Raw genomic sequence first — 25,430 nt, forward strand, 5'->3', positions numbered from 1 at the left:
GACCAGGTAGTAGAAGTACGCAGGACCCGAGCCGGACAGGGCGGTGGCCGCGTCCTGCCGGCTCTCGGGCACCCGCACGGTCTTCCCCACTCCGCCGAAGATCTCCTCGGCATGGGTGAGGTGCACCTCGGTTGCGTGACTGCCCGGCGAGATGACGGACATGGCCTCGTCGACCAGGGCCGGGGTGTTGGTCATGACCCGGACCACCGGGGTGCCCGCCGCGAGCCGCTCCTCGAAGTAGGAGGTGGGGATACCCGCCGCGCCGCTGATGATCAGGCGGTCGGCGGGGACGTGCGGGGCAAGCTCGTCGAGCAGCGTGCCCATGTCCTGTGGCTTGACGGTGAGGATGAGGATGCCGGCGCGTTTCGCCGCTTCGGCGTTGGTGACCGCCTCCACGCCGTACCTGCTGCGGAGTTCTTCCGCTCGGGCGGGGCGGCGGGCGGTGACCAGGAGATGGGCCGGGGGCCAGCCGCCGCGGATCATTCCGCTGAGGAGGGCTTCGCCGATCTTGCCCGTGCCTAGGACTGCGACTGTCTGGGCCATGGCTCTGTTCACCTCGCCGGTGGGGATCTTTTCCGTGCGTGGTCATCCTTTCACCGGGCGGTCCGGGGCGCGGCTGGTGTCCGAGGGATGGGCCCCCGCGCCGGGCCGGCCGCGCCTCCTTTCACGCAGTACGCCGTCGCAGGGTGGCCGCACCCAGGGCGAGCACCAGCAGAGCCACCCCTCCGACGATCACCGCGTCACGGAAGAACACAGCTGTGGCGCTCTCGTGGCGCAGTACTTCGTTCATCGCGTCGACCGCGTACGACATCGGCAGGACATTGGAGATGCCCTCGAGGACGGGCTGCATCCGGCCGCGTGGAGTGAACAGGCCGCACAGGAGAAGCTGCGGGAAGATCACGGCCGGCATGAACTGGACCGCCTGGAATTCCGTAGCGGCGAAGGCCGAGACGAAGAGTCCGAGCGCGGTGCCGAGGAGGGCGTCCAGGAGGGCCACCAGGAGCAGCAGCCACGGGGAACCTGTGACGTCCAGGTCGAGCAGCCACACCGACAGGGCCGTGGCGACGGCCGACTGGACGACTGCCAGGAGACCGAAGGCCAGGGCGTAACCGGCGATGATGTCGGATTTGCCGATGGGCAGGGAGAGCAGGCGTTCCAGGGTGCCCGACGTGCGTTCACGCAAGGTCGCGATGGACGTCACGAGGAACATGGTGACCAGCGGGAAGATGCCGAGCAGCGAGGCGCCGATCGAGTCGAAGGTCCGGGGCGAAGCGTCGAACACATAGCGCAGCAGGACGATCATCACAGCGGGGATCACCAGCAGCAGTGCGATCGTGCGGGGGTCGTGGCGCAGCTGCCGCAGGACCCGGGCGGCGGTGGCGAGGGTGTGGTTCAGCGTCATCGGGACATCTCCTGGGTCGCCCGGGCTGCGTCCACCAGGTGGAGGAAGGCTTCCTCGACGGTCGGAGAGCCGGTACGGGTGCGCAGTTCGTCGGGGGTGCCGTCCGCCAGGATTTCTCCCTCGCGCATCAGCAGCAGCCGGTGGCAGCGTTCGGCCTCGTCCATGACGTGCGAGGAGACCAGGAGGGTGGTTCCGGTCCCGGCGAGGCTGTGGAACAGCTCCCAGAGGTCTCTGCGCAGGACCGGGTCGAGGCCGACCGTCGGCTCGTCGAGTACCAGGAGTTCCGGGGCGCCGAGCAGGGCAACCGCCAGCGAGACCCTGCTCCGCTGGCCGCCCGAGAGATTGCCTGCCAGGGAGTCGGCTTGGGTGGTCAGGTCGACCCGGCCGATGGCGCGGGAGACGTCGTCGCGGACGCCGAGGATCGCGGCGAAGTAGTCCAGGTTCTGGCGGACGGTGAGGTCGTCGTAGACCGATGGGGCCTGGGTGACGTATCCGATGCGCCGGCGCAGCGGGGCGGAGCCGGCGGGCCGGTCGAGGACGGTGAGCGCGCCGGTGACCTTTGCCTGGGTGCCTACCACCGAGCGCATCAGCGTGGACTTGCCGCAGCCGGAAGGCCCGAGCAGGCCGGTGATCCGGCCTCGCGGCACGGTGAAGTGCAGATCGTGCAGGACGGTTCGGGCGCCCCGTACGACGGTGAGGTTCTGGGCGGCGACGGCAGCCCCCTGGGAATTCATCATGTGATGAATAATCTTCCTGAGGGGCCGATGCGTCAAGGGCGGCGGTCAGTTGAGTGCGACGCTGAGATCCACGACATACGCCTCGTCGACCGTGCCGCCCGGGAAGAGCTCCCTCAGCACGGCGCGCTCCCGCGCGATGAAGCCGGCGGTGGCCTCACTGCCGAGCACCAGGAACGCCGAGTGACTCGCCAGATTGGCGAGATGCGTGTCGAGCGGGACACGGCGGCTCCAGCGCACGCTCCGCCGGACGAAGTCAAGGCCGCCCGACATGGCCCGGCTCCGGTCGGAGCTGCCGTGCGCGCCCGCGTCACCACCGGCGGGGGCGGCGGCACCGAAGAACCGGCGGACCCGGAGGTCCTGTTCGGCGATCCACCGCACCTCGTGGTCCGAGATGTTCCACCACAGGGCGAGCGCACCGCCGGGGCGCAGCACGCGCATCGCCTCGGGCGCTGACCGGGCCGGGTCTGTCCAGTGCCAGGACTGGGCGTACGTGAGGAAGTCGGCCGACGCACCGGCGAGCGGGAGGTGGTTTCCGTCGCCCCGCACGATCGGTACGCCGGGAAGGGTGCGGCGGAACTCTTCGGTCATGCCGTCGCCCGGCTCGACGGCGACGACCCGGGCGCCGCGTCCGTGCAGCAGGGCCGTCGCTATGCCGGTTCCGGCGCCGATGTCGGCGACCGCCGCGCCGGCGAGCGGGCGGCCCGCGATGTCCTCGATCCCGTCGAGGAGGGCCTGCGGGTAGGAGGGGCGGTTGGCGGCGTAGGCGGCGGCCGCCGCGTTGAAGGAGTGCGCGCGTGAGGTGCTCGTCATACCGGTCATCCTGCCCACGGGGCGGGGCTTCGCCCCGATGTTCAGGGGTGGGTCAGGGTCATCCCCGATGGTGTGCGGCGGGGCGCCGGGCGGACCGTGGCGGTATGACGCAGAACGATGAGATGTCCAAGTCCGAGCAGCGCAGTCTCGCTCTCGCCTCCGCGACGCTCGGGCCGTGGCGGGCCGCGGCGGCGGTCGGCGCGCTGGGCGGCGGGGTGGCCCTCGGGGTCTCCACGATCGCGGAGGGGATGGGCGCGCACGCGGCGGCCACGGCCGTCTCCGTCGCCCTGACGCTGTTCTTCCTGGTGGGCGGAGCGGGAGCCGCGATGGGCGGACGGTCCGCCGCGGCGGCCGACCGGAGGATCCGGCGGTGGGCGGTGGCACACTCCTGGCGGGTCGCGGCGGTCCCGGCCGTGCTGATGGCCGTGTCGGACGTGCTGGTCCGGCAGTTGCTGAGCTCCGAAGGGTTCTTCTCGAGTGTCGGCGACGGCATCTGGCGCGGGATCGTCGTCGGCGGCGTGGTGGGGCTGGTGGGGCGTTACGGCGGTGGGCGGCGCGGCTGAGGGATGTCAGACGCGCGGCTCGCGGCGCCTGCGACCTCCCGGTTAACGGCTCGCGGCGCCTGCGACCTCCCGGTCAACGGTGGGACGGCCCTCAGCCAGCAGGCTTGCGGACCGCGGTGAGGTTGATGATGTATTCCTCCTTCACCATTCCGTCAGGGAAGGTCCGCAGGAGTTCGGAGCGCTCGTCCGCCAGTACCGGGGCCGCCTTCTCTTCGTCCGCGGCGAGCTGGGACCGGCTGCCCAGCCGGGCGATGTGGGTGTCGACGGTGACTTCGCGGCTCCAGTGGAGACGGCGAAAGGCGGGGGCCAGGCCGTCGTACAGCGAATTGATGACGACCGGGGCCTTGGGGGACGAGCTGTACCGCCGGAAGTCGGGGAGGCGTTCGCACAGGCGCGCCTCTTGTTCCGTGGCCCAGGTCGCGGCCGGGTCGGGAGAGTTCCACCACAGGGCCAGGACACCCCGTGGTCTGAGCACGCGCAGGGCTTCGGGGACCGAGCGGGTCGGTTCGGTCCAGTGCCAGGACTGGGCGTAGGTGACGAAGTCGGCGCTGCCCGAGGCGACGGGCAGCGCGTCCCCCTCGCCCCGGACCAGCGGGATGTCCGGGTGGGTGGTGCGCAGTTGCGCGGCCATACCGGGCCCCGGTTCGACCGCCAGGACCTCGGCGCCGCGGTCCCGCATCAGGCCGGTGGCTATCCCGGTGCCCGCACCGACATCGATGACGTAGGCCCCCCTGAACGCACGGTGGGCCATTTCCTCGACCGCGTCGAAGAGCGCCGGCGGGTACCCGGGACGTGCCGCCGCGTACCGTGCGGCGCCCGAGTCGGAGGACAGTGCGAGTTCCGTCATGTCAGACATCCTCCCGGCCGAGAGCCTCGGGGACCAGAGCCCTCCTGCCGATTGTTCACCGCTTCCGCCCCGGCTTTCCGCGGGCTGCCGGATTCCCGGCGCGAGCGCCCCGCCGCTTTTCGTACTGCGCGAGGGCGCTCTCGTACTCACTGCGGAGCAGCTGTTCCCCCGGAGCCTCCGTGAGGGAGCGCAAGAAGTAGGCGAGGAGCGAGCCGATGAAGCCGATCGCCTTGAGGCTGCGCAGGGATTCCTCACGGGCCGGGTCGGCGGGGCGGCGGCGGAAGCCGTCCCAGGTGCGGGCGAAGGCGAGGGCGCTGCAGACCGCGAAGACGACGACGAAGAGGACCGCGACGAAGCTGCCGACGTCGGCGATCCGTACGCCCTGGTAGGCGAATCGCATCACCAGGCAGGAGGCGGCGGCGGCGATCAGAGAACCGCAGGCGACACCGGCGCGTCGCAGCCCGTACCGGCCGTCGTGGCCGACCCAGGTCGTACCGAAGAAACGCATGGACTCGGGCTGCGGCCCACCGGGGGTGGCGCTCTCGCTGTTCTCACTCACAGCGTCGATTATCCCCTGCCGCCATCCCCCCGGATCCGGATGCCCGTCACCCATGGGACCGGCCCGCGGCCCGTGGTCGCACGGGCCGCGGGCCGGTCCCGGAGCAGCGGGTCTCAGCCGAGCTTCGAGCTGTCCCGGACGGCACCGCGGTCGGCGCTGGTGGCCATCGCCGCGTACGCCTTCAGCGCCTGGGACACCTTGCGCTCGCGGCCGGCCGGGGCGTACACGCCGTTCAGCGCGGTTCGCCGGGCGGCGAGGTCCTCGTCGGGGACCAGGAGTTCGATGGTGCGGCCGGGGATGTCGATACGGATCCGGTCGCCGTCCTCGACGAGCGCGATGGTGCCGCCGGATGCGGCCTCCGGCGACGCGTGACCGATGGAGAGACCCGATGTGCCACCGGAGAAACGGCCGTCGGTCACCAGCGCGCAGGCCTTGCCGAGCCCACGTCCCTTGAGAAAGGACGTGGGGTAGAGCATTTCCTGCATACCGGGGCCGCCCTTGGGACCCTCGTAGCGGATGACGACGACGTCACCCTCCTTGATCTCCTTGCGGAGGATCTTGTCGACGGCCTCCTCCTGCGACTCGCAGACCACGGCGGGCCCCTCGAAGGTCCAGATCGACTCGTCGACGCCGGCCGTCTTCACGACACAGCCGTCCACCGCGAGGTTGCCCTTGAGGACCGCGAGGCCACCGTCCGCGGAGTACGCGTGCTCCACGTCGCGGATGCAGCCGCCCGCCGCGTCCAGGTCGAGGTCGGCCCAGCGCTCGGACTGCGAGAAGGCCGTGGCGGAGCGGACGCAGCCGGGGGCGGCGTGCCACAGCTCGACGGCCTCCGGCGTAGGGGAGCCGCCGCGCACGTCCCAGGTCTTCAGCCAGTCGGCGAGCGTCGGGGAGTGCACGGAGTGGACGTCCTCGTTCAGCATGCCGCCGCGGTACAGCTCGCCGAGGATGGCGGGGATGCCGCCGGCCCGGTGCACGTCCTCCATGTAGTACGTGCCGCCCGGGGCGACGTTCGGGGCGACCTTGGAGAGACAGGGCACCCGCCGGGAGACCGCGTCCATGTCGTCGAGGCCGTAGGCGAGCTCCGCCTCCTGCGCCGCGGCGAGCAGATGCAGGATGGTGTTGGTCGAGCCGCCCATGGAGATGTCCAGCGCCATGGCGTTGTCGAAAGCGGCGCGGGTACCGATGGCGCGGGGCAGTACGGTCTCGTCGTCCTGCTCGTAGTAGCGCTTGGCGATGTCCACGACGGTCCGGCCGGCGTCCTCGTACAGCGCCTTGCGCGCGGTGTGGGTGGCCAGGACCGAGCCGTTGCCGGGCAGCGACAGGCCCAGGGCTTCCGTCAGGCAGTTCATCGAGTTCGCGGTGAACATGCCGGAGCAGCTGCCGCAGGTGGGGCAGGCGTTCTCCTCGATACGGAGGATGTCCTCGTCGGAGACGTTCTCGTTCACCGCGTCACTGATCGCGTTGATCAGGTCGAGCTTGCGGACCGTGCCGTCGACGAGGGTGGCCTTGCCGGCCTCCATCGGACCGCCGGAGACAAAGACGGTGGGGATGTTGAGGCGCATCGCGGCCATCAGCATGCCAGGGGTGATCTTGTCGCAGTTGGAGATGCAGATCAGGGCGTCCGCGCAGTGGGCCTCGACCATGTATTCGACGCTGTCGGCGATGAGATCGCGGGACGGCAGGCTGTAGAGCATGCCGCCGTGTCCCATCGCGATGCCGTCGTCCACGGCGATGGTGTTGAACTCGCGGGGCACGGCACCCGCCGCCTTGATCGCCTCGGAGACGATCCGGCCCACCGGCTGGAGGTGGGTGTGTCCGGGCACGAACTCGGTGAACGAGTTGGCCACCGCGATGATCGGCTTGCCGATGTCCGCGCTTGCTACGCCCGAAGCCCGCATAAGGGCGCGTGCGCCCGCCATGTTGCGGCCGTGGGTGACTGTGCGGGACCTCAGCTCGGGCATCGTGGCTCGCTCCTTTGGCAGAATGGACTGCTGTCGAGGGTACGCCTGCTTCCAGGATCCGGACACGCTGTCCGGATCGCGGGACGAGGGTGTGCGCTGTGCGGACGCCGGCCCGCCGATGTCACGCCGGGTCCGGCTCCGTCAGGTACCTCTGGAGCGTCGGCGCCACCATCGCGACGATCTCATCGACGTCCGCCGAGGCCATCGGCTCCACCTCGATCACATACCTCAGCATCGCGATCCCGATCATGTGCGAGGCGGCCAGCTCCGCCCGGAACTGCGGTTTGGGCACCTTCAGGTCCGCCGCGACTCGTTCCAGGACCCGCTGCAGCACAAAGCCCCGCAGCACCTTCGCCGCCGCCTCGTGGGTCAGAGCGGAACGGACGATCGCGAGGAGCGGGGCGCGGCTGCTCGGGTTCTCCCAGATACCGAGGAAGTGGCGGGCCAGGCGTTCGCCGATGCCCTCGGGGCCGGCGCCGATCAGTGCGGGAACGAGCTGGGACGGGTCCATCGTCACTTCGATCGCCGCCGCGAACACCTCGTCCTTGGTGCCGAAGTAGTGGTGGACGAGCGCCGGGTCCACACCGGCCCTCTTGGCGATACCGCGGACGGACGTCTTGTCGTACCCCCGCTCCGAGAATTCCGTACGGGCGGACTCCAGGATCCGCTCCCGGGCGCCGGGGCCGTCGGCGGCCGGGTTGCTGGGCGGTCTGCCTCTGCGGCGGCGGGCCGGGGTCGGCTCGGTCACGGTCGGTGGGCCCTGCTGGCGAGGTGGAGGCGCGTGAAGGCGAGCGCCTCCGCCAGATCCGCTTCGCGTTCGGCCGCCGACATGGCCCGGCGGGTGTTGACCTCGATGACGACATGGCCGTCGAAGCCGGTGCTCGCCAGCCCTTCGAGAAGCTCGGCGCAGGGCTGGGTGCCGCGGCCCGGCACCAGATGTTCGTCCTTGCCGGAGCCCCGGCCGTCCGCGAGATGGACATGGGCCAGTCGCGAGCCCATCCGGTCGATCATCGCCATGGCGTCCGTGCGGGCCGTCGCGGTGTGTGAGAGGTCGACCGTGAAGTGGCGGTAGTCGTCCTTGGTGACGTCCCAGTCCGGGGCGTAGGCCAGCATCTCGCGGTCACGGTAGCGCCAGGGATACATGTTCTCGACGGCGAAGCGGACATCCGTCTCGTCGGCCATCCGCCAGATACCGCTCACGAAGTCACGGGCGTAGTTCCGTTGCCAGCGGAAGGGCGGATGCACCACCACGGTGGAGGCCCCGAGCTTCTCGGCGGCGGCGCGGGCCCGCTGGAGCTTTGTCCACGGGTCCGTCGACCACACCCGCTGGGTGATCAGCAGACAGGGCGCGTGCACCGCGAGGATCGGCACCCGGTGATAGTCGGAGAGACCCCGCAGCGCTTCGATGTCCTGGCTGACGGGGTCGGTCCACACCATCACCTCGACCCCGTCGTAGCCGAGGCGCGCGGCGATCTCGAAGGCCGTCGCCGTCGACTCCGGATACACGGACGCCGTGGACAGCGCGACCTTCGCATCCGGGATGCGCACCACTGGTTCTGCCACGGAGACAGGGTACGGGCCTGCGCTACCGGGCCGGGAGGTGGTCGATGCGGCGCAGGATGACGCCTTCGCGCAGGGCCCAGGGGCAGACTTCCAGCTCCTCCACCCCGAGCAGGTCCATCGCACCCTCCGCGACCAGCGCTCCTGCCAGCAGTTGCGGTGCCCGCTCGTCCGAGACGCCGGGCAGCCTGGCCCGCTCAGCGGCGGTCATGGCGGAGAGTTTCGGCACCCACTCCTCGAGTGACGTACGACTCAGTCCCCGATGGACGTACGGCCCTTCGCTGGAGCGCGCCGCGCCCGCGATCCTGGAGAGCTGCCGGAAGGTCTTCGACGTGGCCACCACATGATCCGGCCGGCCGAAGCGGGTGAACTCCCCGGCCGTGCGGGCGATCTCCGCGCGGACATGACGGCGCAGCGCCCTGACGTCCTGCGGGTCCGGAGGATCGCCCGGCAGCCAGGCGTTGGTGAGGCGGCCGGCGCCGAGCGGCAGCGACACCGCGGCGTCCGGCTGTTCGTCGATGCCGTACGCGATCTCCAGCGAACCGCCGCCGATGTCGAGCAGCAGCAGCCGTCCTGCGGACCAGCCGAACCAGCGCCGGGCCGCCAGGAAGGTCAGCCGGGCCTCGTCCTCGCCGGAGAGCACCTGGAGGTCGACCCCGGTCTCGTCACGCACCCGGGTCAGCACCTGGTCGGCGTTGCTGGCCTCACGCACGGCGGAGGTCGCGAACGGCAGCACCTCCTCGGCGCCCTTGTCCTCGGCGGCCTGCAAGGCGTCGTTGATGGTGGAGACCAGGCGGTCGATGCCCTCCGGGCCGATCGCGCCCTCGGTGTCGAGCAGTTCGGCGAGGCGCAGCTCGGCCTTGTGCGAGTGGGCGGGCAGCGGACGTGCGCCGGGGTGGGCGTCGACCACCAGCAGGTGCACCGTGTTCGAACCCACGTCGAGGACTCCGAGTCTCATACGCGGAACGCTACTGCGGATGGGCGAGCGGATGGTCGCCAGCCCGGATCCGGTCGCCGCGCCCGTACGCTGGACCTGTGCCAAAGACGAAAAAGGCGAAGCCGGGCAAAGCCGTGAAGCAGTCCGGGCCGGCGAACGACGAGCAGGGTCTGGACTTCGCCCGTGCCTGGGTCGAGTTTCCGGACCCCGCCGACGACGAACAGGTCTTCCGCTGCGACCTGACCTGGCTGACCTCACGGTGGAACTGCATTTTCGGCAGTGGCTGCCAGGGCATCCAGGCAGGCCGGGCCGACGACGGCTGCTGCACGCTCGGGGCGCATTTCTCCGACGAGGAGGACGAGCAGCGGGTGGCCGGTCATGTGGCCCGGCTCACTCCTGATCTGTGGCAGTTCCACGACGTGGGTACGGAGTCGGGCTGGGTGCAGCTCGACGAGGACGGCGAGCGCCAGACCCGGCGCTGGGACGGTTCGTGCATCTTCCAGAACCGGCCGGGCTTCGCGGGCGGTGCCGGGTGCTCGTTGCACATCCTGGCCCTGAAGGAGGGCAAGGAGCCGCTGGAGACCAAGCCGGACGTCTGCTGGCAGCTGCCGGTGCGCCGGACGTACGACTGGATCGACCGGCCCGACGACTCCCGGGTGCTGCAGATCTCGATCGGCGAGTACGACCGGCGCGGCTGGGGCCCGGGCGGCCATGACCTGCACTGGTGGTGCACCTCGGCGACGTCCGCGCACGGGGCCGGGGACCCGGTCTATGTCTCGTACCGGCCGGAACTCATCGAGCTGATGGGCAAGGCGGCGTACGACCGTCTGGTGGTGCTGTGCGAGGAGCGCCTCTCGGCGCTGCTGCCGATGGCACCGCATCCGGCCGACCCCGCCTGAGCGCGACCGCCGTCACTCCATGGCTGAGGGCACCGTCGGGTCCTCGGGGGGCGGCGACGCCGGCGGGTCCGAAGGCGGCGGTGTCGGGGTGGGCGTCGGATCCGCAGGGGTGGGCGTGGGCTCCGAGGGGACCGGTGTCGGGTCGCCGGTGGGCGGCCGCGTCGGGGTCGGGTGGCCGTGATGGTGGCCATGGCCTTCGTGGCCGTGCCCCTGGTGGCCATGGCTGCTGTCTCCGCGGCCGTGGCCCCGCAGACGGACCACCGCACCCGACGGGTTGATGCCGATCCGGGCCGACCAGAAGCCGGACGGCTCGGCCCGGTGATCGACAAGGACCCGGAGCGTGACCGACCCGCCCGGCCGCAGGACGCCGGACGAGCTGCTGAGGTGGATCCACCCGGCGGTCGTCCAGGCCGACCAGGAGACCGGCCGGTCCGCCCCCGACGTCAGGGTGATCACGGTGTGTCCGCCCGCCGAGCGAGCCGCCACGGTGAGCGAACCGGGGGCGATCGGCCGGCCGGCCGGCGAGCGGCCGCCGTCGGGCGAACGGCCGGCGGGCGTTTTCTGTCCGGCCCCGGGGCTGATGACCTCGACCGACACGTCGGGCGAGCCACTGCCGCCGGCGAAGGGGGTGCGGTCGGTGTGATCGGTGCGGGCGTTGCCCGCGTTCTCGTAGTGGTCGTAGGTGCCGGCGCCCAGGCCGCCGTGGCCGTCCGCCTGGCGGGCGGTCACCGAACCGCCGCGTCCCTCGCCTGTTGACGGCGCGTTGCGGTACGCGGCCCAGAGAGCCAGTACCGGCGCAGCCACGACGGTGGCCACCACCGTCGTCGTCACCGCGCGCGCCCTGAGGCGGTCGCGGCGGGCCGCGCGGTCCTTCGGGTCCAGCGGGAAGCCGTCGCGGCCGAACCGCGGGGCGCTGCCCCGCTGGGCGTGCAGCATTGCCGCGTGGGCGGCGGATCGTTCCGCCGCGACCATCGGGAGTGCGGCGGGGGTGGCAGGGGTGACGCTGGATCCGGGCCAGGGACCGGCCGCTCCGGCCCGCTCGGCGACCTGGCGGCAGCGTGGGCAGTCATCCACGTGCCGGACCAGTTCGCGGCGCAGTGCGCTGGAGAGCAGAACCCGGTTGTCGCCGGTGAGGCGGGCGACGCTGGGGCAGTTGCCGGTCTCGACCACGGCGAGCGCCGCCCTGGTCCGCTCCACCTCGCAGGCCGCGGCGGCCAGCAGTTCGCGGGCCGCGGTGTGCTCCATACCGAGTACGGCGGCGACTTCCGGCGGGGCGAGCCGGTGGCGCACCGCCAGCTCCAGCGCCTCACGCTGCTCGGGGGTGGTGCCCGCGGCTTCCGGCCACGCGAGGGTGGCGAGATCGCGGCGCTGCCGTTCGGCGGCATCCGCGGGGACGGCCGGTGCGCTCGTCTGCGTACGGCCGGTGTGGGCGCCGGGCCGCAGCCGCTTCTGCTCGGCGAGCTTGCGCAGACAGGCCCATCGGGCGAGTGCGTAGAGCCAGGCCCGGCGGCCGCGTTCGTCGGAGGGACAGCGGCCGAACTGCCGGTCGGCGACGGAGAGTACCTCACCCAGGACCGCGTTCGCGGCCTCGTGGTCGCACAGGACGGAGAGCCCGTAGGTGAAAAGACCATCCAAATATGCCTCGTACCGCGCCGGAGGCCGCCGCTCCGCCGGGCGGGACGTATGCCGCTGCGCCCGGTGTGTGCGGGTGTGGTGCGGGTGGTTCTCCACGCTGCTGCTCGTCACCCGCCGACGGTAGGCCGGGGGCGGCCCGCTCTTAGCACCTCTTCAGGGCATTTAATCCTTACGGGTGAATGTATCCCTCGAAAGGGGACAGGAATCGAAGATTCCGCCCCCCGTTCCGGCCGGTAGCCTTCGCCGGATTCCACTGTCGGTCCCTGCCGTTACGGTGGCGCCATGGCCACCCGTGCGAAGTCCGTCAAACCGTCCTACCGCTGCACCGAGTGCGGCTGGACGACAGCTAAGTGGCTCGGCCGCTGCCCCGAGTGCCAGACCTGGGGCACGGTGGAGGAGTTCGGCGGCGCGCCCGCCGTGCGGACCACCGCGGCCGGCCGGGTCAGCACCGCGGCCCTGCCGATCGGCCAGGTCGACAGCCGGACGGCCACCGCCCGTCCGACCGGCGTGGACGAGCTCGACCGGGTGCTCGGCGGCGGTCTGGTGCCCGGCGCTGTGGTGCTGCTCGCGGGTGAGCCCGGCGTCGGGAAGTCCACCCTGCTGCTCGATGTCGCGGCGAAGGCAGCGACCGAGGACCACCGCACGCTCTATGTGACGGCCGAGGAGTCGGCGAGTCAGGTGAGACTCCGGGCGGACCGTATCCATGCGATCAACGACCATCTGTTCCTGGCCGCCGAGACCGACCTCTCCGCGGTGCTCGGCCATCTCGACGCCGTCAAGCCCTCGCTGCTGGTGCTGGACTCCGTACAGACGGTCGCGTCACCCGAACTCGACGGGGCCCCCGGCGGGATGGCCCAGGTGCGCGAGGTGGCCGGTGCGCTGATCCGGGCCTCCAAGGAGCGCGGGATGTCCACCCTGCTGGTCGGCCATGTGACGAAGGACGGGGCCATCGCGGGGCCCCGGCTCCTGGAGCATCTGGTGGACGTGGTGCTGTCCTTCGAGGGTGACCGGCATGCCCGGCTCAGGCTCGTCCGCGGCGTCAAGAACCGCTACGGCGCGACCGACGAGGTCGGCTGCTTCGAGCTTCACGACGAGGGCATCACAGGTCTCGCGGATCCGAGCGGGCTGTTCCTGACACGCCGTGACGAACCGGTTCCCGGTACCTGTCTGACGGTCACTCTCGAGGGAAAGCGTCCGCTGGTCGCGGAGGTCCAGGCGCTCACCGTCGACACCCAGATCCCCTCGCCCAGGCGCACCACATCCGGTCTTGAGACCTCCCGGGTCTCGATGATGCTCGCGGTGCTCGAGCAGCGCGGCCGGATCAGCGCACTCGGCAAGCGCGACATCTACACCGCGACGGTCGGCGGTGTGAAGCTCACCGAACCGGCCGCCGACCTCGCGGTCGCGCTGGCCCTGGCATCCGCGGCGAGCGACGTGCCGCTGCCGAAGAACCTGGTCGCGATCGGTGAAGTGGGCCTGGCCGGTGAGGTCAGGAGGGTGACCGGAGTCCAGCGCAGGCTCGCCGAGGCGCACCGTCTCGGCTTCACCCACGCACTGGTCCCGAGCGATCCGGGGAAGGTCCCCGCCGGTATGAACGTCATCGAGGTGGCCGACATGGGAGAGGCCCTGCGGGTCCTTCCGCGCCGGTCGAGGACCCAGGCGCCCCGGGAGGAGTGAGTGCGCCGGTAGACTTTGCCCTGGTCTCGCCCGTCCGTACGAGCCGGAGGAGTGCAGTGGCAGCCAATGACCGGGCAGCATCCGGAAAATCCGGCGGGAGCTCATCCGGCACCGAAGCGCTGATGCGCGCCACACTGAGCGCCGTCGCGCCCGGTACTGCGCTGCGCGACGGCCTCGAACGCATCCTGCGCGGCAACACCGGCGGGCTGATCGTCCTCGGCATGGACAAGACGGTCGAGTCGATGTGCACCGGCGGTTTCGTCATGGATGTCGAGTTCGCCGCCACGCGCCTGCGTGAGCTGTGCAAACTCGACGGCGCGCTGATCCTCGACAAGGACATCAGCAAGATCCTCCGGGCCGGTGTCCAGCTGGTCCCCGACGCGTCCATCCCCACCGAGGAGACCGGCACCCGCCACCGCACCGCGGACCGGGTCTCCAAACAGTGCGGCTTCCCGGTCGTCTCCGTATCGCAGTCGATGCATCTGATCGCGCTGTACGTCGACGGGGAGCGCCGGGTCCTCGAGGAGTCCGCGGCGATCCTGTCCCGCGCGAATCAGGCTCTGGCCACCCTGGAGCGGTACAAGCTCCGGCTCGACGAGGTCGCGGGCACGCTCTCCGCTCTGGAGATCGAGGACCTGGTGACGGTCCGCGATGTCACCGCGGTGGCGCAGCGGCTCGAGATGGTGCGGCGGATCGCCACCGAGATCGCCGAGTACGTGGTGGAGCTGGGCACCGACGGCCGCCTCCTCTCCCTCCAGCTCGACGAGTTGATCGCCGGGGTGGAGCCGGAGCGCGAGCTCGTCATCCGGGACTACGTACCCGAGCCCACCGCGAAGCGTTCGCGCACCGTCGCCGAGGCACTGGTCGAACTGAACACGCTGAGCCACACCGAGCTGCTCGAACTGCCGGTGGTGGCACGGGCACTGGGATACAGCGGGTCGCCCGAGACACTCGACTCCGCGGTGTCGCCGCGGGGGTACCGGCTGCTGGCGAAGGTGCCGCGGCTGCCCGGGGCGATCATCGAGCGGCTTGTCGAGCACTTCGGGGGGCTGCAGAAGCTGCTCGCCGCGAGCGTCGACGATCTGCAGACCGTGGACGGAGTGGGCGAGGCCCGCGCCCGGAGCGTACGGGAGGGACTTTCCCGGCTGGCCGAGTCCTCGATCCTGGAAAGGTACGTCTGAGGGCTGCTCCGCGGGCCCCGGCCACCGGCACAGCGGCCGCCCCGCGGGTGTCCGGCCCCTCCCTGCCGAAACCGGGGGGCCGGCCCGCTCAGTCCTTCGTCAGGACGATCGACGTCCGCTTCAGCGGCAGCCCCGGCGCCTTCGCCTCCACCAGATAGGTTCCGGCCGCCGCCGCGTGCGTGGCGGCGGAGCACTTGGCCGACGAGGTCCTGCGGTTCCACTGCACGATGTGGATGACGGAGGAGTTGGCCGTCACCTGGAAGAGCTGCGCCGCTCCGTCATCGGGACAGTCCTTCGAGGTCCAGATGACCTTGTCGGTCGCGGTGGACGTGATCGTCAGCACGGTGCTCTTCGGCCCGAAGTCCAGCTTGCAGTTGGCCGACGAGGTGTTCTTGGCGATCAGTTCGAACTTCGGCTTCTCATCGGGCGCGTAGGTGTTCCTGGGAATGTGCAGCGTCAACTGAACGGCGCCCGCCGCGCAGTCGGGGAGGCCGGAGCCGGCCGGGATCTGCCGGCCGGCGTCACCGCCGGTACCGGCGGAGCCCGAACCGGTGCTGCCACCCGCTGTGTTGGCGCCGGCGTCCGAGCCGGAGGTGTCCGAGCCGGCGGAACCGCTGCCCGCGTCATCGGAACCGTCCGAGCCGGAACCGCCCGTGCTGCCGGAACCGCCCGTGCTGCCCGAACCGCCGGACCCGTCACGGCCGCCGGGCACCTGGCTGATCGCGGGACCCGATCCGGAGGGCCCGGGTGTGATCGATGGGGCGGGGTGCGCCCCGTCGGATCCGGAACCTCCGTGGTTTCCGCCACCGCCCGACGTGACGATCCACACCACCAGCAGGGCGAGCAGCGCAACCAGAGATGCCGCTACTGCCCTCCGTCGCCAGTAGATGGAGGAGGGAAGCGGCCCGACCGGATTGCGCATAGATCCCACGGCGCAAACTGTACGAGAGATCAGACCCAACTCAGGCCCCACCCGCCGCCGTCCGTACAACTTTTACGGATCATCATTTCGTAGCCCGGGCCGCCGACCTCCCACTCCGGTCGGGTCCGGACATATCGATCGCCCGTGGCCCCCGACTCCGGATGATCCATACTGTGCGTCACCATGGACAGTTCTTCCGAGCTCTACCGAAATATCGTCGAATTCGCGCACTCCACCCCCTCCTGGGTGCAACACCTGATGGAGCTGTGGACAGAGGCGGGGCTGCTGCTCTTCGCCCTCCTGTTCGTCGTGGTGTGGTGGCGAGGGCGCAGGGCCCCGTCCCAGACGATGGCGCTGGCACTGATCGCGCCGCTGGCGACGGCCGTCGCGTATGTCATCAGCGAACTGCTGAAGTCGGTGATCCACGAGGAACGCCCCTGCCGGGCGGTGTCCGGCGCGATGTCCCCGCTCATCGACTGTCCCCCGCACGGCGACTGGTCCTTCCCCAGCAACCACTCGATCATCGCGGCGGCCGCGGCCGTCGGTCTGTCGATCGCGGTGATGCGGCTGGTGTGGCTCACCGTCCCGGTGGCCCTGCTGATGGCGTTCTCCCGGGTCTTCGTCGGCGTGCACTACCCGCACGACGTGATCGTGGGCCTGATCCTCGGTGCGCTGATCGCACTGCTGGTGATCGAGGTGCTGACCCGTCCGGTGCGCAGACTCGTGGAGGCCATGCGCCGCAGCGACATCGGCGTGGCGGCCTGGTTCGCCGGGCCGGGGACCGAGAGCTGAGAGGATCGGTGGTGCCATGACTTCAACGACTGAGACGTCACACGTCGATTCCGCCACCGCCACCGCCCTCCACTCCCCCGTCATCAGCTGGTTCGACGCGAACGCCCGCGACCTGCCCTGGCGCCGCCCCGAAGCCGGTGCCTGGGGGGTGATGGTCAGCGAGTTCATGCTGCAGCAGACCCCGGTCGCCCGGGTGCTCCCGGTGTACGAACAGTGGCTGGCCCGCTGGCCCCGACCGGCCGATCTGGCTGCCGACGCCCCCGGCGAAGCGGTCCGCGCCTGGGGCCGGCTCGGCTATCCGCGCCGCGCGCTGCGGCTGCACGGCGCGGCGCAGGCCATAACGGAGCGGCACGGCGGGGACGTACCGTCCGAGCACTCCCAGCTGCTCGCGCTGCCCGGAATCGGCGAGTACACCGCAGCGGCCGTGGCCTCCTTCGCCCACGGGCAGCGGCACGCGGTGCTGGACACCAACGTCCGGCGGGTCTTCGCGCGTACGGTCACCGGCGTCGAGTACCCGCCGAACGCGACCACCGCCGCGGAGCGCAGACTCGCCCGCGCGCTGCTCCCCGACGACGACGCCACGGCTGCGCGCTGGGCCGCGGCATCGATGGAGCTCGGCGCCCTGGTCTGCACGGCGAAGAACCCGGACTGCGGAAGCTGTCCTGTCGCCGGACAGTGCGCCTGGCGGCTCGCGGGCAAGCCCGCCCATGTCGGCCCGGCGCGACGCGGTCAGACCTACGCCGGAACGGACCGCCAGGTCCGCGGCAAGCTGCTCGCCGTACTGCGGGACGCGGCGTCTCCGGTACCGCAGTCGGAACTCGACGCGGTGTGGCACGAACCGGTGCAACGGGCCAGGGCGCTGGACGGGCTGGTCGCCGACGGTCTGGTGGAGCCGCTGGCGGACGGGGTGTACCGGCTCCCGCTCACCTGACCGATCGCACCTGCAGGTTGAGAACCCCTCCGAGCCGTCCCGTCGTTACACAACCGATGGACAGCTGTGCGTCCGCAGACGGCTGGCGCGCACAGCTCCGTGACAACGCCTCCGTAGCTTCATGCACAGACCACAGAACAGCGTGAACAACGGGGACGACGGAGGCGGTTGGGCATGGCGCACGGTGAGGTGCTCGAATTCGAGGAGTACGTACGCACCAGGCAGGAGGCGCTGCTGCGCAGTGCCCGCCGGCTGGTGCCCGACCCCGTCGACGCCCAGGACCTGCTGCAGACCGCCCTGGCCCGTACGTACCGCCGCTGGGAGGGCATCGCCGACAAGAGCCTGGCCGACGCCTACCTCCGCCGGGTCATGATCAACACGCGCACCGAGTGGTGGCGCGCCCGCAAGCTGGAGGAGGTTCCGACCGAGCAGCTCCCCGACGCTTCCGTCGACGACGGCACGGACCAGCACGCCGACCGCGCGCTGCTGATGGACATCCTGAAGGTGCTGGCACCCAAGCAGCGCAGTGTGGTCGTGCTGCGACACTGGGAGCAGATGAGCACCGAGGAGACGGCTGCCGCGCTCGGGATGTCGGCGGGTACGGTGAAGAGCACGCTGCACCGGGCACTGGCCCGGCTCCGGCAGGAGCTGGAGAGCCGCGAGATCGACGCCCGGGCACTGATCCGTGGGGAACCTGTAGAGATGGGGCGGGAGCGGTGCGCGGCCTGAAGAACGGCGCGGGCGACGACCTGGACAGAGGCCGGCGCAGAACCGGCGGCAGACGGGCGGCGGGCAGCACGGCGATGGCCGGGCTCGCCGCTGTCGGGCTGCTCGCGGCCGGCTGCGACACCGGGGGAACGGGGGCACGCGACGAGGGCGCGGCCCATTCGGTCCCCGCGGCAGGTTCGGTCACGCCCAGCGCGGGGTCGGGCACCGCGGCGGCCACCCGGCCCGGTGCGCGCGTCGACGCGGCGCAGCTGCTCAAACAGGATCCGAAGGTCAGCTCGGCGGTCAAGCACGATCTGAAGCCCTGCTCCGGGCACGACTACCCGCTCGATGTCTCCTACGGGCATCTGACCGGCAACAACGACCCCGATGTCGTGGTGAACGTGATGACCTGCCAGGACGCGGTGGGTGTCGCCACCTACGTCTACCGCGCGCAGAACAACGCCTACCGGAACGTCTTCGCCGCGGAGGCGGCCCCGGTCTACTCCGAGATCGACCGGGGTGATCTGGTGGTCACCAAGCAGCAGTACGTGAAGGGCGACTCGGTGTCCTACGCCTCGAGCGAGGACGTGGTCACGTACCACTGGGCGGACGACAAGTTCACCGAGAGCGACTCCGTGCACACCGATTTCAGCAAGGCGGTCGGGGACGGGGACAGCAGCGGCGACGTCTCCGGGACCACCGGCCCCACGGACAACTGAGAGAGCAGCCGCATGGCCGAGACCCATGTCCTCTTCGTCGAGGACGACGATGTGATCCGCGAGGCGACCCAGCTCGCACTCGAGCGGGACGGTTTCCGCGTCACCGCCATGCCCGACGGGCTGTCCGGCCTGGAGGCGTTCCGTACCAACCAGCCGGACATCGCGCTGCTCGATGTGATGGTGCCGGGCCTGGACGGGGTATCCCTGTGCCGCCGGATCCGTGACGAGTCGACCGTCCCGGTGATCATGCTGTCGGCACGCGCCGATTCGATCGACGTGGTGCTGGGCCTGGAGGCAGGGGCCGACGACTACGTGACCAAACCCTTCGACGGCGCGGTCCTGGTGGCCCGGATCCGCGCGGTACTGCGGCGCTTCGGACACGCGACAGGCGCCTCGGGGGACCGCGACGGGCGGCCTGACGAGCGCGGGGTGCTGTCCTTCGGCGACGTCGAGGTCGACACCGAGGGCATGGAGGTGCACCGGGGCGGCGAGCATGTGGCTCTCACGCCGACCGAGATGCGGCTGCTGCTCGAGTTCTCCACGGCGCCCGGCACGGTGCTGTCCCGCGACAAGCTTCTCGAACGGGTCTGGGACTACGGCTGGGGTGGTGACACCAGGGTGGTGGACGTTCATGTGCAGCGGCTGCGCACCAAGATCGGCCAGGACCGGATCGAAACGGTCCGCGGCTTCGGCTACAAGCTCAAGGCATGAAGCACTTCGCCCTGCGCACCGGGGTCCGCTGGAAGATCAGCATCGCGATCGCCGCTGTCGGCGCGCTGATCGCGATCGCACTGAGCCTGGTGGTGCACAACGCGGCACGGGTCTCGATGCTCGACAACGCCCGTGACACCCAGATCGTGCGACTTCAGCTCGCGCTGCGGGTCTTCGAGTCGAAGAAACAGCAGCAGCCGCAGTTCGGCTCCAAGGTCAACGACCCGGCCCTGCCCAGGGAGCTGCGCCGCCGGGCGTCCGAGAACCGGCTCTCCACCCTGGTCGTCGAGCACGACGGCGAAGTACCCGAGGTATGGGCGGCCGCCCCGCTCGCGGGCGGCGATGTGCTCTCCCTGCGCAGCCGGTACAACGGCAGCGCGTCCGTGATGCAGGACCTCGACCGGGCCCTGATCATCGGCTCGGTTTCGGTGGTCCTGGGCGGCAGCGCGCTGGGCGTGCTGATCGGCGGACAGCTCTCCCGCCGGCTGCGCAAGGCGGCGGCCGCCGCCACCAAGGTCGCCCAGGGCGAGACCGACGTCCGGGTCAGGGATGCCATCGGCGGTGTGGTGCGCGACGAGACCGATGAGCTCGCCCGCGCGGTGGACGCCATGACCGACACCCTGCAGGAGCGGGTCGAGGCGGAGCGCCGGGTCACCGCGGACATCGCGCATGAGCTCCGTACACCGGTGACCGGGCTGCTGACCGCTGCCGAGCTGCTGCCGCCGGGGCGGCCCACCGAACTGGTGCGCAACCGGGCGCAGGCGCTGCGGACGCTGGTCGAGGACGTACTCGAGGTGGCGCGGCTGGACAGCGCGTCCGAACGTGCCGAACTGCAGGAGATCGCGCTGGGCGAGTTCGTCGCCAGGCGAGTGACGATCATGGCGCCGGACGCGACGGTACGGGTGGTCCACGAGTCCTGGGTGAACACCGATCCCCGGCGTCTGGAGCGGATCATCGGCAATCTGCTGGGCAACGCGGCCCAGCACGGCGGCACACCTGTGGAGGTCACGGTCGAGGGCCGGGTGGTGCGGGTACGCGATCACGGGCCGGGATTCCCGGATGCGCTGCTGCGCGAGGGCCCGAGCCGCTTCCGTACCGGCAGCAGTGACCGTGCCGGGGTCGGACACGGTCTGGGCCTGACGATCGCGGCCGGCCAGGCCAAGGTCCTGGGCGCCCGTCTGACCTTCCGCAACGCGGCTCCGGAGGGCTCGAGGAAGACCGGGGGCGCGATCGCGGTCCTGTGGCTCCCGGAGCACGCCCCGACGAACACGGGCAGCTTCCCGCCGCTGACCAGACCGGCGGAACGCTGAAAGCGCGGTGGGCCCCGGGTACACCCGGGGCCCACCGCGCTTTCAGCGCTTCGCGCGTCAGACGGTCTCGACCGCCCTGGGCTCGTCCTTCGCGGCCGGGGCGGGCGCCGCGGCGCCCCGCAGGGCCACCTCCTTGACGAAGAACGCGGCGACGATGACGGCAAGACCGGCGCCGGCCCCGAGCAGGAACCCGCCGTGGGTACCCGCGGCGACCGCGTACTTGTAGGCCTCGCTGACGTTCTTCGGCAGCTTGGCCAGGCTCGCCGCGTCCAGCTGCGCCGAGGGCAGTGAGATGCCCTTGCCCATCCGCTGGTCCATCACGTCCTGGACCTTGCTGGTGAAGAGCGCCCCCATGATCGAGACACCGAAGGAGGAACCGAGCGTACGGAACAGGGTCGTCGACGAGGAGGCGACGCCCATGTCCTTCATCTCGACGCTGTTCTGCGCGACCAGCATGGTGATCTGCATCAGGAAGCCCATGCCGGCGCCGACCACGGCCATGTACAGGCCGGTGGTCAGCCGGGTCGTGTGGACGTCCATCGTGGACAGCAGATACAGCCCGGCGACCATCAGTACGCCACCCGCGATGGGGAAGACCTTGTACTTGCCGGTGTTGGTGGTGACACGGCCCGCGACCAGCGAGACGGCCATCATCGCCAGCAGCATGGGCATCAGCAGCAGCCCCGAGTTGGTCGCCGACGCACCCTGCACGGACTGCTGGAACAGCGGCAGGAACAGCATCGCGCCGAACATCACGAAGCCGGTCAGGAAGCCGATGATCGACATCAGCGAGAAGTTGCGGCTCCGGAAGATGTGCAGGGGCACGATCGGCTCGGCCGCCTTGGTCTCCCAGAAGACGAATCCGATCAGGGCGACCACGCCGACGAACATCAGCTCGAGGATGATCGCGGAGTCCCAGTCGTACTGCGTACCGCCCCAGGTGGTGACCAGCACGATCGAGACGATGCCGACGGTGAGCAGCGCGGTGCCCAGATAGTCGATCCGTCCCCGCGCCCGCTTCTTCGGCAGGTGCAGCACGGCGGTGACCATGGCGAGCGCGACCGCGCCCAGCGGGAGGTTTATGTAGAAGGTCCAGCGCCAGCCGAGGTGGTCGGTGATGGCGCCGCCGACCAGCGGTCCGCCGATCATCGCGACCGCCATGACGCCGGCCATCATGCCCTGGTACTTGCCACGCTCACGCGGCGGAATCAGGTCGCCGATGATCGCCATGACGCCGACCATCAGGCCGCCGGCGCCCAGCCCCTGGATGGCCCTGAAGCCGATCAGCTGGCTCATGTCCTGCGCCATGCCGCTCAGCGCGGAGCCGACCAGGAAAACGACGATGGACGTGAGGAAGGCGCCCTTGCGCCCGTACATGTCCCCGACCTTGCCCCAGATCGGGGTCGAGGCCGCGGTCGCGAGCGTGTAGGCCGTCACCACCCAGGACAGATGTTTCAGCCCGCCCAGCTCGCCGACGATCGTCGGCATCGCGGTGTTGACGATCATGTTGTCGAGCATCGCGAGCAGCATCGCGATCATCAACGCGAACAGCACCACCCGGACGCTGCGCGGCCGTGGCTCGGCCTTTGCCGCCACCCCGGCCTGCGCCACTTCTCCGGCTTCCGACACGTTTCCCCACGCTCCCCTGGCACTTACCCGGCGCCGACGGTGTACTTACTTGTCGCCCGGCTAGTTGACTACACTAGGGAAAGGTAGGCTGTAACTAGCCGGGCGTCAAGTAAGTTCCTCGGGAGAGCACCGTATGGGCAGCAGAGGCAACACCCGCCAGCGCATCCAGGATGTGGCGCTGGAGCTCTTCGCCGAGCAGGGGTACGAGAAGACATCGCTGCGTGAGATCGCCGAGAGACTCGACGTCACCAAGGCTGCGCTGTACTACCACTTCAAGACCAAGGAAGACATCCTCATCAGTCTCTTCCGCGATCTGTCGGCGCCCATCGACGAAGTGATCGCCTGGGGGCAGAGCCAGCCGCGCTCGCTGGAGACGAAGAAGGAAGTCCTGCGCCGCTACAGCGAAGCACTCAGCGGCGCCACCCCACTCTTCCGCTTCATGCAGGAGAACCAGGGGACCGTGCGCGAGCTCAGCGTGGGCGAGAACTTCAAGGACCGGATGCTGGTCCTGCTCGACCTGGTCAGGTCGCCGGAGGCGTCCATGACCGATCAGGTGCGCTGCTTCACCGCACTGTTCACGATGCATGCGGGGATGTTCGCGCTCAAAGACGTCGAAGGCGACCTCGAGGACAAGCGCAAGGCTGTCCTCGAGGTCGCCACCGAACTGATGACCCAGGCCCATCTGGACGCGGTCAGGGGAGCCGCCGCCCCTTGATGTCCGTCACGGCGGATCCCGCCGCATGATGTCCGTCAGGGCGCCGTCCGTCAGAGCTTGACGTCGTGGGCCTTCAGGAACGGCACCGGGTTGAAGCCCGAGCCGTAGTCAGGGGTCGTACGGATCTCGAAGTGCAGGTGCGGACCGGTCGTGTTACCGGTGGCGCCGGACTTCGCTATCGCCTGGCCCGTGTTCACGTGCTGGCCGATCTGGACGTCGATCCGCGACAGGTGCGCGTACTGCGAGTACTTGCCGTCGGAGTGCTTGATCACGACGGCGTTGCCGTACGCGGGGCCGTCGCCGCCGCCGTTCGGGCCGGCCTTGACCACGGTGCCGGCGTGCACGGCCTTCACGGTGGTGCCGGTCGGCACCACGAAGTCCTGGCCCGAGTGCTTGTGGGACCACATGTGGCCCGCCTCACCGAAGGGCTCGCCGATCACGATGTGGTCGACCGGCTTGACCCAGGCGTTCGCCGCCTTCTTGGCCTTCGCGGCCTTGGCGGCCTGCTCGGCCTTCGCCGTCTTGGCGGCGTGGGCGGCGGCCTGCTTCTGAGCGGTGGCCTGGTGGGTGAGCGCGCTGGCGACGGACGAGGTCCCCGCTTCAACGGAGGCCGGGTGTGCGTCGGCAGCAACCGCGACCCCGGCGCCCAGCGCCACCGACACGCCGAACCCGGCGGTGATGACCGCAGCGCGAGTACGAAGCGGGGAGCGGCGGGAAACGAGGGAAGTGATCTGCTTCTGCATACGTGCAACAACTCCGGACATAAGAGGACCCAGCCGTGCAGGCCGGGCTGACCACACATTGGTAACCCAGTCGGCACCAAACACTCAAAACGCCCATCTACGACATCACGTCGTAGCGAGAGTCAGGGAAATACGCCTCTTGCCAGGAATCGGAAACCCGCCGGAGCAATCCGCCGCGGGGCGTTCAGTCGCAGTTGAATGCGGCGAGAAAGGGACAGAACGGGGTTTTCCGCCCCCCGGGTCCAAAGTCCCTGCCGCCCCCTGCGAAGGGCCCGGGCACCTCCACCGCGGGAACCCCTACTCCGGCTAGTAGGCCGCGAACCCCCTGTGTGCCTTGTCACCGGCGAGGGACCTCCGCCTGCCCGTTTCGGGACCTTCGGCCTCGGCTCTCCCGGGTGGCGCCGAGCCCCCTCAACGCGCCTTCGAGCCCCTCGAAGTGGTGCGGCTCACTTCCCTCAGAGGTAATCGACGGCCGGTATGCGGCAGAACAGGATGAGCCCCGTACCCACCGCACACTCCTCGCTCGCCGGAAGGACCCACTGCCATGCCGTACTTCGCGACCCCCACCGATGGCACACGTCTCCACTACATCGACTACGGCGACCCCGGGACCACGGCCGAGCGGACCATCGTCTTCGTCAACAGTTCCTACTTCGGCACCGAGATGTGGGAGTACCAGATGCTGCCGCTGGCGGCCGACGGGTTCCGCTGCGTGGGTCTGGACCGGCGTGGCCACGGCAGATCCGACGATGTGTGGGACGGGTTCGACCTCGACACACTCGCCGATGATGTCGCCGCGCTCCTGGACCACCTGGATCTGACCGGGGTCACTCTGGTCGGGCACTCACTCGGCTCCGCCGAGATCGTGCGGATGCTGACCCGGCACGGCAGCGGACGGGTGGCGCGTATCGCGCTGGTGGCGGGGATGGCCCCGGGGCCTGCCCGCTCGGCCGACCACGCCGATGGGCTGGACCCGGCGGTCGTCGAGGGGGCCAATGCGGCCTTCCGCAAGGACCGGCTCGCATTCTTCGCGGACGGGGCCGAGGCGTTCTTCGCCCTTCAGCGTCCCGGTATCGAGCTCTCCGCTGCGTATGTGCAGTACATGGTCGACCGGTGCGCCGGCGCCACCGCACGCGCGGCCACCGCCATGGGAGACCTCCTGACCGGCCTGAACCTCGTCCCCGAGATGGCGAAGATCGATGTGCCCGCCCTGGTCGTGCACGGCACACACGATGTATCGGCCCCCATCGAGCTCACGGGCCGGCGGTCGGCAGCGGCGCTGCCGGGCAGCGTGTTCCATGTGTACGAGGACGGAGGCCATGGGCTCTTCGCCACCCACGCGGATCGGCTCACCGGCGATCTGCGGGACTTCATGAGCCGCTGACGGCTCTCGGCACACAGCAGGGCGGCCCCGGAACCGATGTACCGGTTCCGGGGCCGCCCTTCTCTGCGTACAGCCGCTCAGGCCGCCCGACGCGT

26 protein-coding genes (1 of these 26 running past the window's edge) are annotated in these 25,430 nt (G+C 70.3%); 12 read left to right on the forward strand and 14 right to left on the reverse strand.

Going from position 1 to position 25,430, the window contains the following annotated elements; all coding sequences use genetic code 11:
* The 4 genes from proC to OHS16_RS13280 form a co-directional block, all read right to left on the reverse strand.
* Window positions 1–543, reverse strand: partial view of a pyrroline-5-carboxylate reductase gene (gene proC / locus OHS16_RS13265; RefSeq protein ID WP_328537391.1) — the 5' portion only. It extends 267 nt beyond the left edge of the window; the window shows 543 of its 810 coding nt (coding positions 1–543); the start codon lies at window positions 541–543; its stop codon lies beyond the left edge, outside the window.
* Window positions 544–664: 121 nt separating this feature from the next.
* Window positions 665–1,402: an ABC transporter permease gene (locus tag OHS16_RS13270; protein ID WP_328537392.1), complete on the reverse strand. Its 738-nt coding sequence runs from the start codon at window positions 1,400–1,402 to the stop codon at window positions 665–667.
* Window positions 1,399–2,139: an ABC transporter ATP-binding protein gene (locus tag OHS16_RS13275; RefSeq protein WP_328537393.1), complete on the reverse strand. Its 741-nt coding sequence runs from the start codon at window positions 2,137–2,139 to the stop codon at window positions 1,399–1,401. Before OHS16_RS13275 ends, OHS16_RS13270 begins: the two co-directional genes overlap by 4 nt.
* A 45-nt stretch (window positions 2,140–2,184) precedes the next feature.
* Window positions 2,185–2,949, reverse strand: coding sequence for a class I SAM-dependent methyltransferase (locus OHS16_RS13280; RefSeq protein WP_328537394.1), 765 nt, complete (start codon window positions 2,947–2,949; stop codon window positions 2,185–2,187).
* 104 nt (window positions 2,950–3,053) lie between these two features.
* Between OHS16_RS13280 and OHS16_RS13285 the strand changes: the two genes are divergently transcribed.
* Window positions 3,054–3,512 carry a hypothetical protein gene (locus OHS16_RS13285; RefSeq protein WP_328537395.1) on the forward strand — a complete coding sequence of 153 codons (459 nt, stop codon included), beginning with the start codon at window positions 3,054–3,056 and terminating at the stop codon, window positions 3,510–3,512.
* Window positions 3,513–3,603: 91 nt separating this feature from the next.
* On the opposite strand, the gene OHS16_RS13290 is transcribed toward OHS16_RS13285, so the two are convergent.
* The 6 genes from OHS16_RS13290 to OHS16_RS13315 form a co-directional block, all read right to left on the reverse strand.
* Window positions 3,604–4,359, reverse strand: a complete 756-nt coding sequence (locus OHS16_RS13290) for a class I SAM-dependent methyltransferase (protein ID WP_328537396.1) — start codon at window positions 4,357–4,359, stop codon at window positions 3,604–3,606.
* Between the two features lie 55 nt (window positions 4,360–4,414).
* Window positions 4,415–4,918: a hypothetical protein gene (locus OHS16_RS13295; RefSeq protein ID WP_443042610.1), complete on the reverse strand. Its 504-nt coding sequence runs from the start codon at window positions 4,916–4,918 to the stop codon at window positions 4,415–4,417.
* A gap of 113 nt (window positions 4,919–5,031) precedes the next feature.
* Window positions 5,032–6,882: a dihydroxy-acid dehydratase gene (gene ilvD, locus OHS16_RS13300; protein WP_328537397.1), complete on the reverse strand. Its 1,851-nt coding sequence runs from the start codon at window positions 6,880–6,882 to the stop codon at window positions 5,032–5,034.
* Window positions 6,883–7,003: 121 nt separating this feature from the next.
* Complete coding sequence (locus tag OHS16_RS13305; protein WP_328537398.1) at window positions 7,004–7,630, reverse strand: TetR/AcrR family transcriptional regulator; 627 nt, start codon at window positions 7,628–7,630, stop codon at window positions 7,004–7,006.
* Window positions 7,627–8,445, reverse strand: a complete 819-nt coding sequence (locus tag OHS16_RS13310; protein ID WP_328537399.1) for a sugar phosphate isomerase/epimerase family protein — start codon at window positions 8,443–8,445, stop codon at window positions 7,627–7,629. Before OHS16_RS13310 ends, OHS16_RS13305 begins: the two co-directional genes overlap by 4 nt.
* A 22-nt stretch (window positions 8,446–8,467) precedes the next feature.
* A complete protein-coding gene (locus OHS16_RS13315) occupies window positions 8,468–9,400 on the reverse strand; it encodes a Ppx/GppA phosphatase family protein (RefSeq protein ID WP_328537400.1) in 933 nt (310 codons plus the stop codon).
* 77 nt (window positions 9,401–9,477) lie between these two features.
* On the opposite strand from OHS16_RS13315, the gene OHS16_RS13320 reads away from it, so the two are divergent.
* Window positions 9,478–10,278 carry a hypothetical protein gene (locus OHS16_RS13320; protein WP_328537401.1) on the forward strand — a complete coding sequence of 267 codons (801 nt, stop codon included), beginning with the start codon at window positions 9,478–9,480 and terminating at the stop codon, window positions 10,276–10,278.
* 12 nt (window positions 10,279–10,290) lie between these two features.
* On the opposite strand, the gene OHS16_RS13325 is transcribed toward OHS16_RS13320, so the two are convergent.
* A complete protein-coding gene (locus tag OHS16_RS13325; RefSeq protein ID WP_328537402.1) occupies window positions 10,291–12,024 on the reverse strand; it encodes a BACON domain-containing protein in 1,734 nt (577 codons plus the stop codon).
* Between the two features lie 171 nt (window positions 12,025–12,195).
* Here OHS16_RS13325 and radA point away from each other — a divergent pair, with 171 nt between their 5' ends.
* Both radA and disA read left to right on the forward strand, forming a co-directional pair.
* On the forward strand, window positions 12,196–13,590 hold the full coding sequence (gene radA, locus OHS16_RS13330; RefSeq protein WP_328537403.1) for a DNA repair protein RadA: 1,395 nt from the start codon (window positions 12,196–12,198) through the stop codon (window positions 13,588–13,590).
* 56 nt (window positions 13,591–13,646) lie between these two features.
* Window positions 13,647–14,771, forward strand: a complete 1,125-nt coding sequence (disA, locus tag OHS16_RS13335) for a DNA integrity scanning diadenylate cyclase DisA (protein WP_328537404.1) — start codon at window positions 13,647–13,649, stop codon at window positions 14,769–14,771.
* 88 nt (window positions 14,772–14,859) lie between these two features.
* On the opposite strand, the gene OHS16_RS13340 is transcribed toward disA, so the two are convergent.
* The gene (locus tag OHS16_RS13340; RefSeq protein WP_328540829.1) at window positions 14,860–15,693 is read right to left on the reverse strand and encodes a hypothetical protein; all 834 of its coding nucleotides are present in this window, start codon (window positions 15,691–15,693) and stop codon (window positions 14,860–14,862) included.
* A 183-nt stretch (window positions 15,694–15,876) separates the two neighbouring features.
* On the opposite strand from OHS16_RS13340, the gene OHS16_RS13345 reads away from it, so the two are divergent.
* The 6 genes from OHS16_RS13345 (at window position 15,877) to cseC (ending at window position 20,864) form a co-directional block, all read left to right on the forward strand.
* Window positions 15,877–16,485 (forward strand): phosphatase PAP2 family protein, encoded by a 609-nt coding sequence (locus tag OHS16_RS13345; protein WP_328537405.1) that lies wholly within the window; start codon window positions 15,877–15,879, stop codon window positions 16,483–16,485.
* Between the two features lie 16 nt (window positions 16,486–16,501).
* Window positions 16,502–17,416 (forward strand): A/G-specific adenine glycosylase, encoded by a 915-nt coding sequence (locus OHS16_RS13350; protein WP_328537406.1) that lies wholly within the window; start codon window positions 16,502–16,504, stop codon window positions 17,414–17,416.
* 174 nt (window positions 17,417–17,590) lie between these two features.
* Window positions 17,591–18,145: a SigE family RNA polymerase sigma factor gene (locus OHS16_RS13355; RefSeq protein ID WP_328537407.1), complete on the forward strand. Its 555-nt coding sequence runs from the start codon at window positions 17,591–17,593 to the stop codon at window positions 18,143–18,145.
* Window positions 18,133–18,843, forward strand: coding sequence for a hypothetical protein (locus tag OHS16_RS13360; protein ID WP_328537408.1), 711 nt, complete (start codon window positions 18,133–18,135; stop codon window positions 18,841–18,843). Before OHS16_RS13355 ends, OHS16_RS13360 begins: the two co-directional genes overlap by 13 nt.
* 12 nt (window positions 18,844–18,855) lie before the next feature.
* Window positions 18,856–19,554 carry a two-component system response regulator CseB gene (cseB, locus tag OHS16_RS13365; protein ID WP_328537409.1) on the forward strand — a complete coding sequence of 233 codons (699 nt, stop codon included), beginning with the start codon at window positions 18,856–18,858 and terminating at the stop codon, window positions 19,552–19,554.
* The gene (gene cseC / locus OHS16_RS13370) at window positions 19,551–20,864 is read left to right on the forward strand and encodes a two-component system sensor histidine kinase CseC (protein ID WP_328537410.1); all 1,314 of its coding nucleotides are present in this window, start codon (window positions 19,551–19,553) and stop codon (window positions 20,862–20,864) included. Before cseB ends, cseC begins: the two co-directional genes overlap by 4 nt.
* Before the next feature lie 57 nt (window positions 20,865–20,921).
* On the opposite strand, the gene OHS16_RS13375 is transcribed toward cseC, so the two are convergent.
* Entirely contained in the window at window positions 20,922–22,493 is a 1,572-nt protein-coding gene (locus OHS16_RS13375; protein ID WP_328537411.1) for an MDR family MFS transporter, read from the reverse strand.
* Window positions 22,494–22,626: 133 nt separating this feature from the next.
* On the opposite strand from OHS16_RS13375, the gene OHS16_RS13380 reads away from it, so the two are divergent.
* Window positions 22,627–23,208, forward strand: a complete 582-nt coding sequence (locus OHS16_RS13380) for a TetR/AcrR family transcriptional regulator (RefSeq protein WP_328537412.1) — start codon at window positions 22,627–22,629, stop codon at window positions 23,206–23,208.
* 50 nt (window positions 23,209–23,258) lie between these two features.
* Here OHS16_RS13380 and OHS16_RS13385 read toward each other — a convergent pair whose 3' ends face one another.
* Entirely contained in the window at window positions 23,259–23,951 is a 693-nt protein-coding gene (locus OHS16_RS13385) for a M23 family metallopeptidase (RefSeq protein ID WP_328537413.1), read from the reverse strand.
* A 544-nt stretch (window positions 23,952–24,495) separates the two neighbouring features.
* Between OHS16_RS13385 and OHS16_RS13390 the strand changes: the two genes are divergently transcribed.
* Window positions 24,496–25,335 carry an alpha/beta fold hydrolase gene (locus OHS16_RS13390; protein WP_328537414.1) on the forward strand — a complete coding sequence of 280 codons (840 nt, stop codon included), beginning with the start codon at window positions 24,496–24,498 and terminating at the stop codon, window positions 25,333–25,335.
* Window positions 25,336–25,430: the final 95 nt, after the last annotated feature.

Origin of the sequence: Streptomyces sp. NBC_00344, assembly GCF_036088315.1 — a bacterium.
GTDB lineage: Bacteria > Actinomycetota > Actinomycetes > Streptomycetales > Streptomycetaceae > Streptomyces.

Coding starts and splice junctions, on each gene's coding strand:
- OHS16_RS13270 (WP_328537392.1), bottom strand. CDS start 1,402: ATGACGCTGAACCACACCCTCGCCACCGCCGCCCGGGTCCTGCGGCAG.
- OHS16_RS13275 (WP_328537393.1), bottom strand. CDS start 2,139: ATGATGAATTCCCAGGGGGCTGCCGTCGCCGCCCAGAACCTCACCGTC.
- OHS16_RS13280 (WP_328537394.1), bottom strand. CDS start 2,949: ATGACGAGCACCTCACGCGCGCACTCCTTCAACGCGGCGGCCGCCGCC.
- OHS16_RS13285 (WP_328537395.1), top strand. CDS start 3,054: ATGACGCAGAACGATGAGATGTCCAAGTCCGAGCAGCGCAGTCTCGCT.
- OHS16_RS13290 (WP_328537396.1), bottom strand. CDS start 4,359: ATGACGGAACTCGCACTGTCCTCCGACTCGGGCGCCGCACGGTACGCG.
- ilvD (WP_328537397.1), bottom strand. CDS start 6,882: ATGCCCGAGCTGAGGTCCCGCACAGTCACCCACGGCCGCAACATGGCG.
- OHS16_RS13315 (WP_328537400.1), bottom strand. CDS start 9,400: ATGAGACTCGGAGTCCTCGACGTGGGTTCGAACACGGTGCACCTGCTG.
- radA (WP_328537403.1), top strand. CDS start 12,196: ATGGCCACCCGTGCGAAGTCCGTCAAACCGTCCTACCGCTGCACCGAG.
- OHS16_RS13340 (WP_328540829.1), bottom strand. CDS start 15,693: ATGCGCAATCCGGTCGGGCCGCTTCCCTCCTCCATCTACTGGCGACGG.
- OHS16_RS13345 (WP_328537405.1), top strand. CDS start 15,877: ATGGACAGTTCTTCCGAGCTCTACCGAAATATCGTCGAATTCGCGCAC.
- OHS16_RS13350 (WP_328537406.1), top strand. CDS start 16,502: ATGACTTCAACGACTGAGACGTCACACGTCGATTCCGCCACCGCCACC.
- OHS16_RS13355 (WP_328537407.1), top strand. CDS start 17,591: ATGGCGCACGGTGAGGTGCTCGAATTCGAGGAGTACGTACGCACCAGG.
- cseB (WP_328537409.1), top strand. CDS start 18,856: ATGGCCGAGACCCATGTCCTCTTCGTCGAGGACGACGATGTGATCCGC.
- cseC (WP_328537410.1), top strand. CDS start 19,551: ATGAAGCACTTCGCCCTGCGCACCGGGGTCCGCTGGAAGATCAGCATC.
- OHS16_RS13380 (WP_328537412.1), top strand. CDS start 22,627: ATGGGCAGCAGAGGCAACACCCGCCAGCGCATCCAGGATGTGGCGCTG.
- OHS16_RS13385 (WP_328537413.1), bottom strand. CDS start 23,951: ATGCAGAAGCAGATCACTTCCCTCGTTTCCCGCCGCTCCCCGCTTCGT.
- OHS16_RS13390 (WP_328537414.1), top strand. CDS start 24,496: ATGCCGTACTTCGCGACCCCCACCGATGGCACACGTCTCCACTACATC.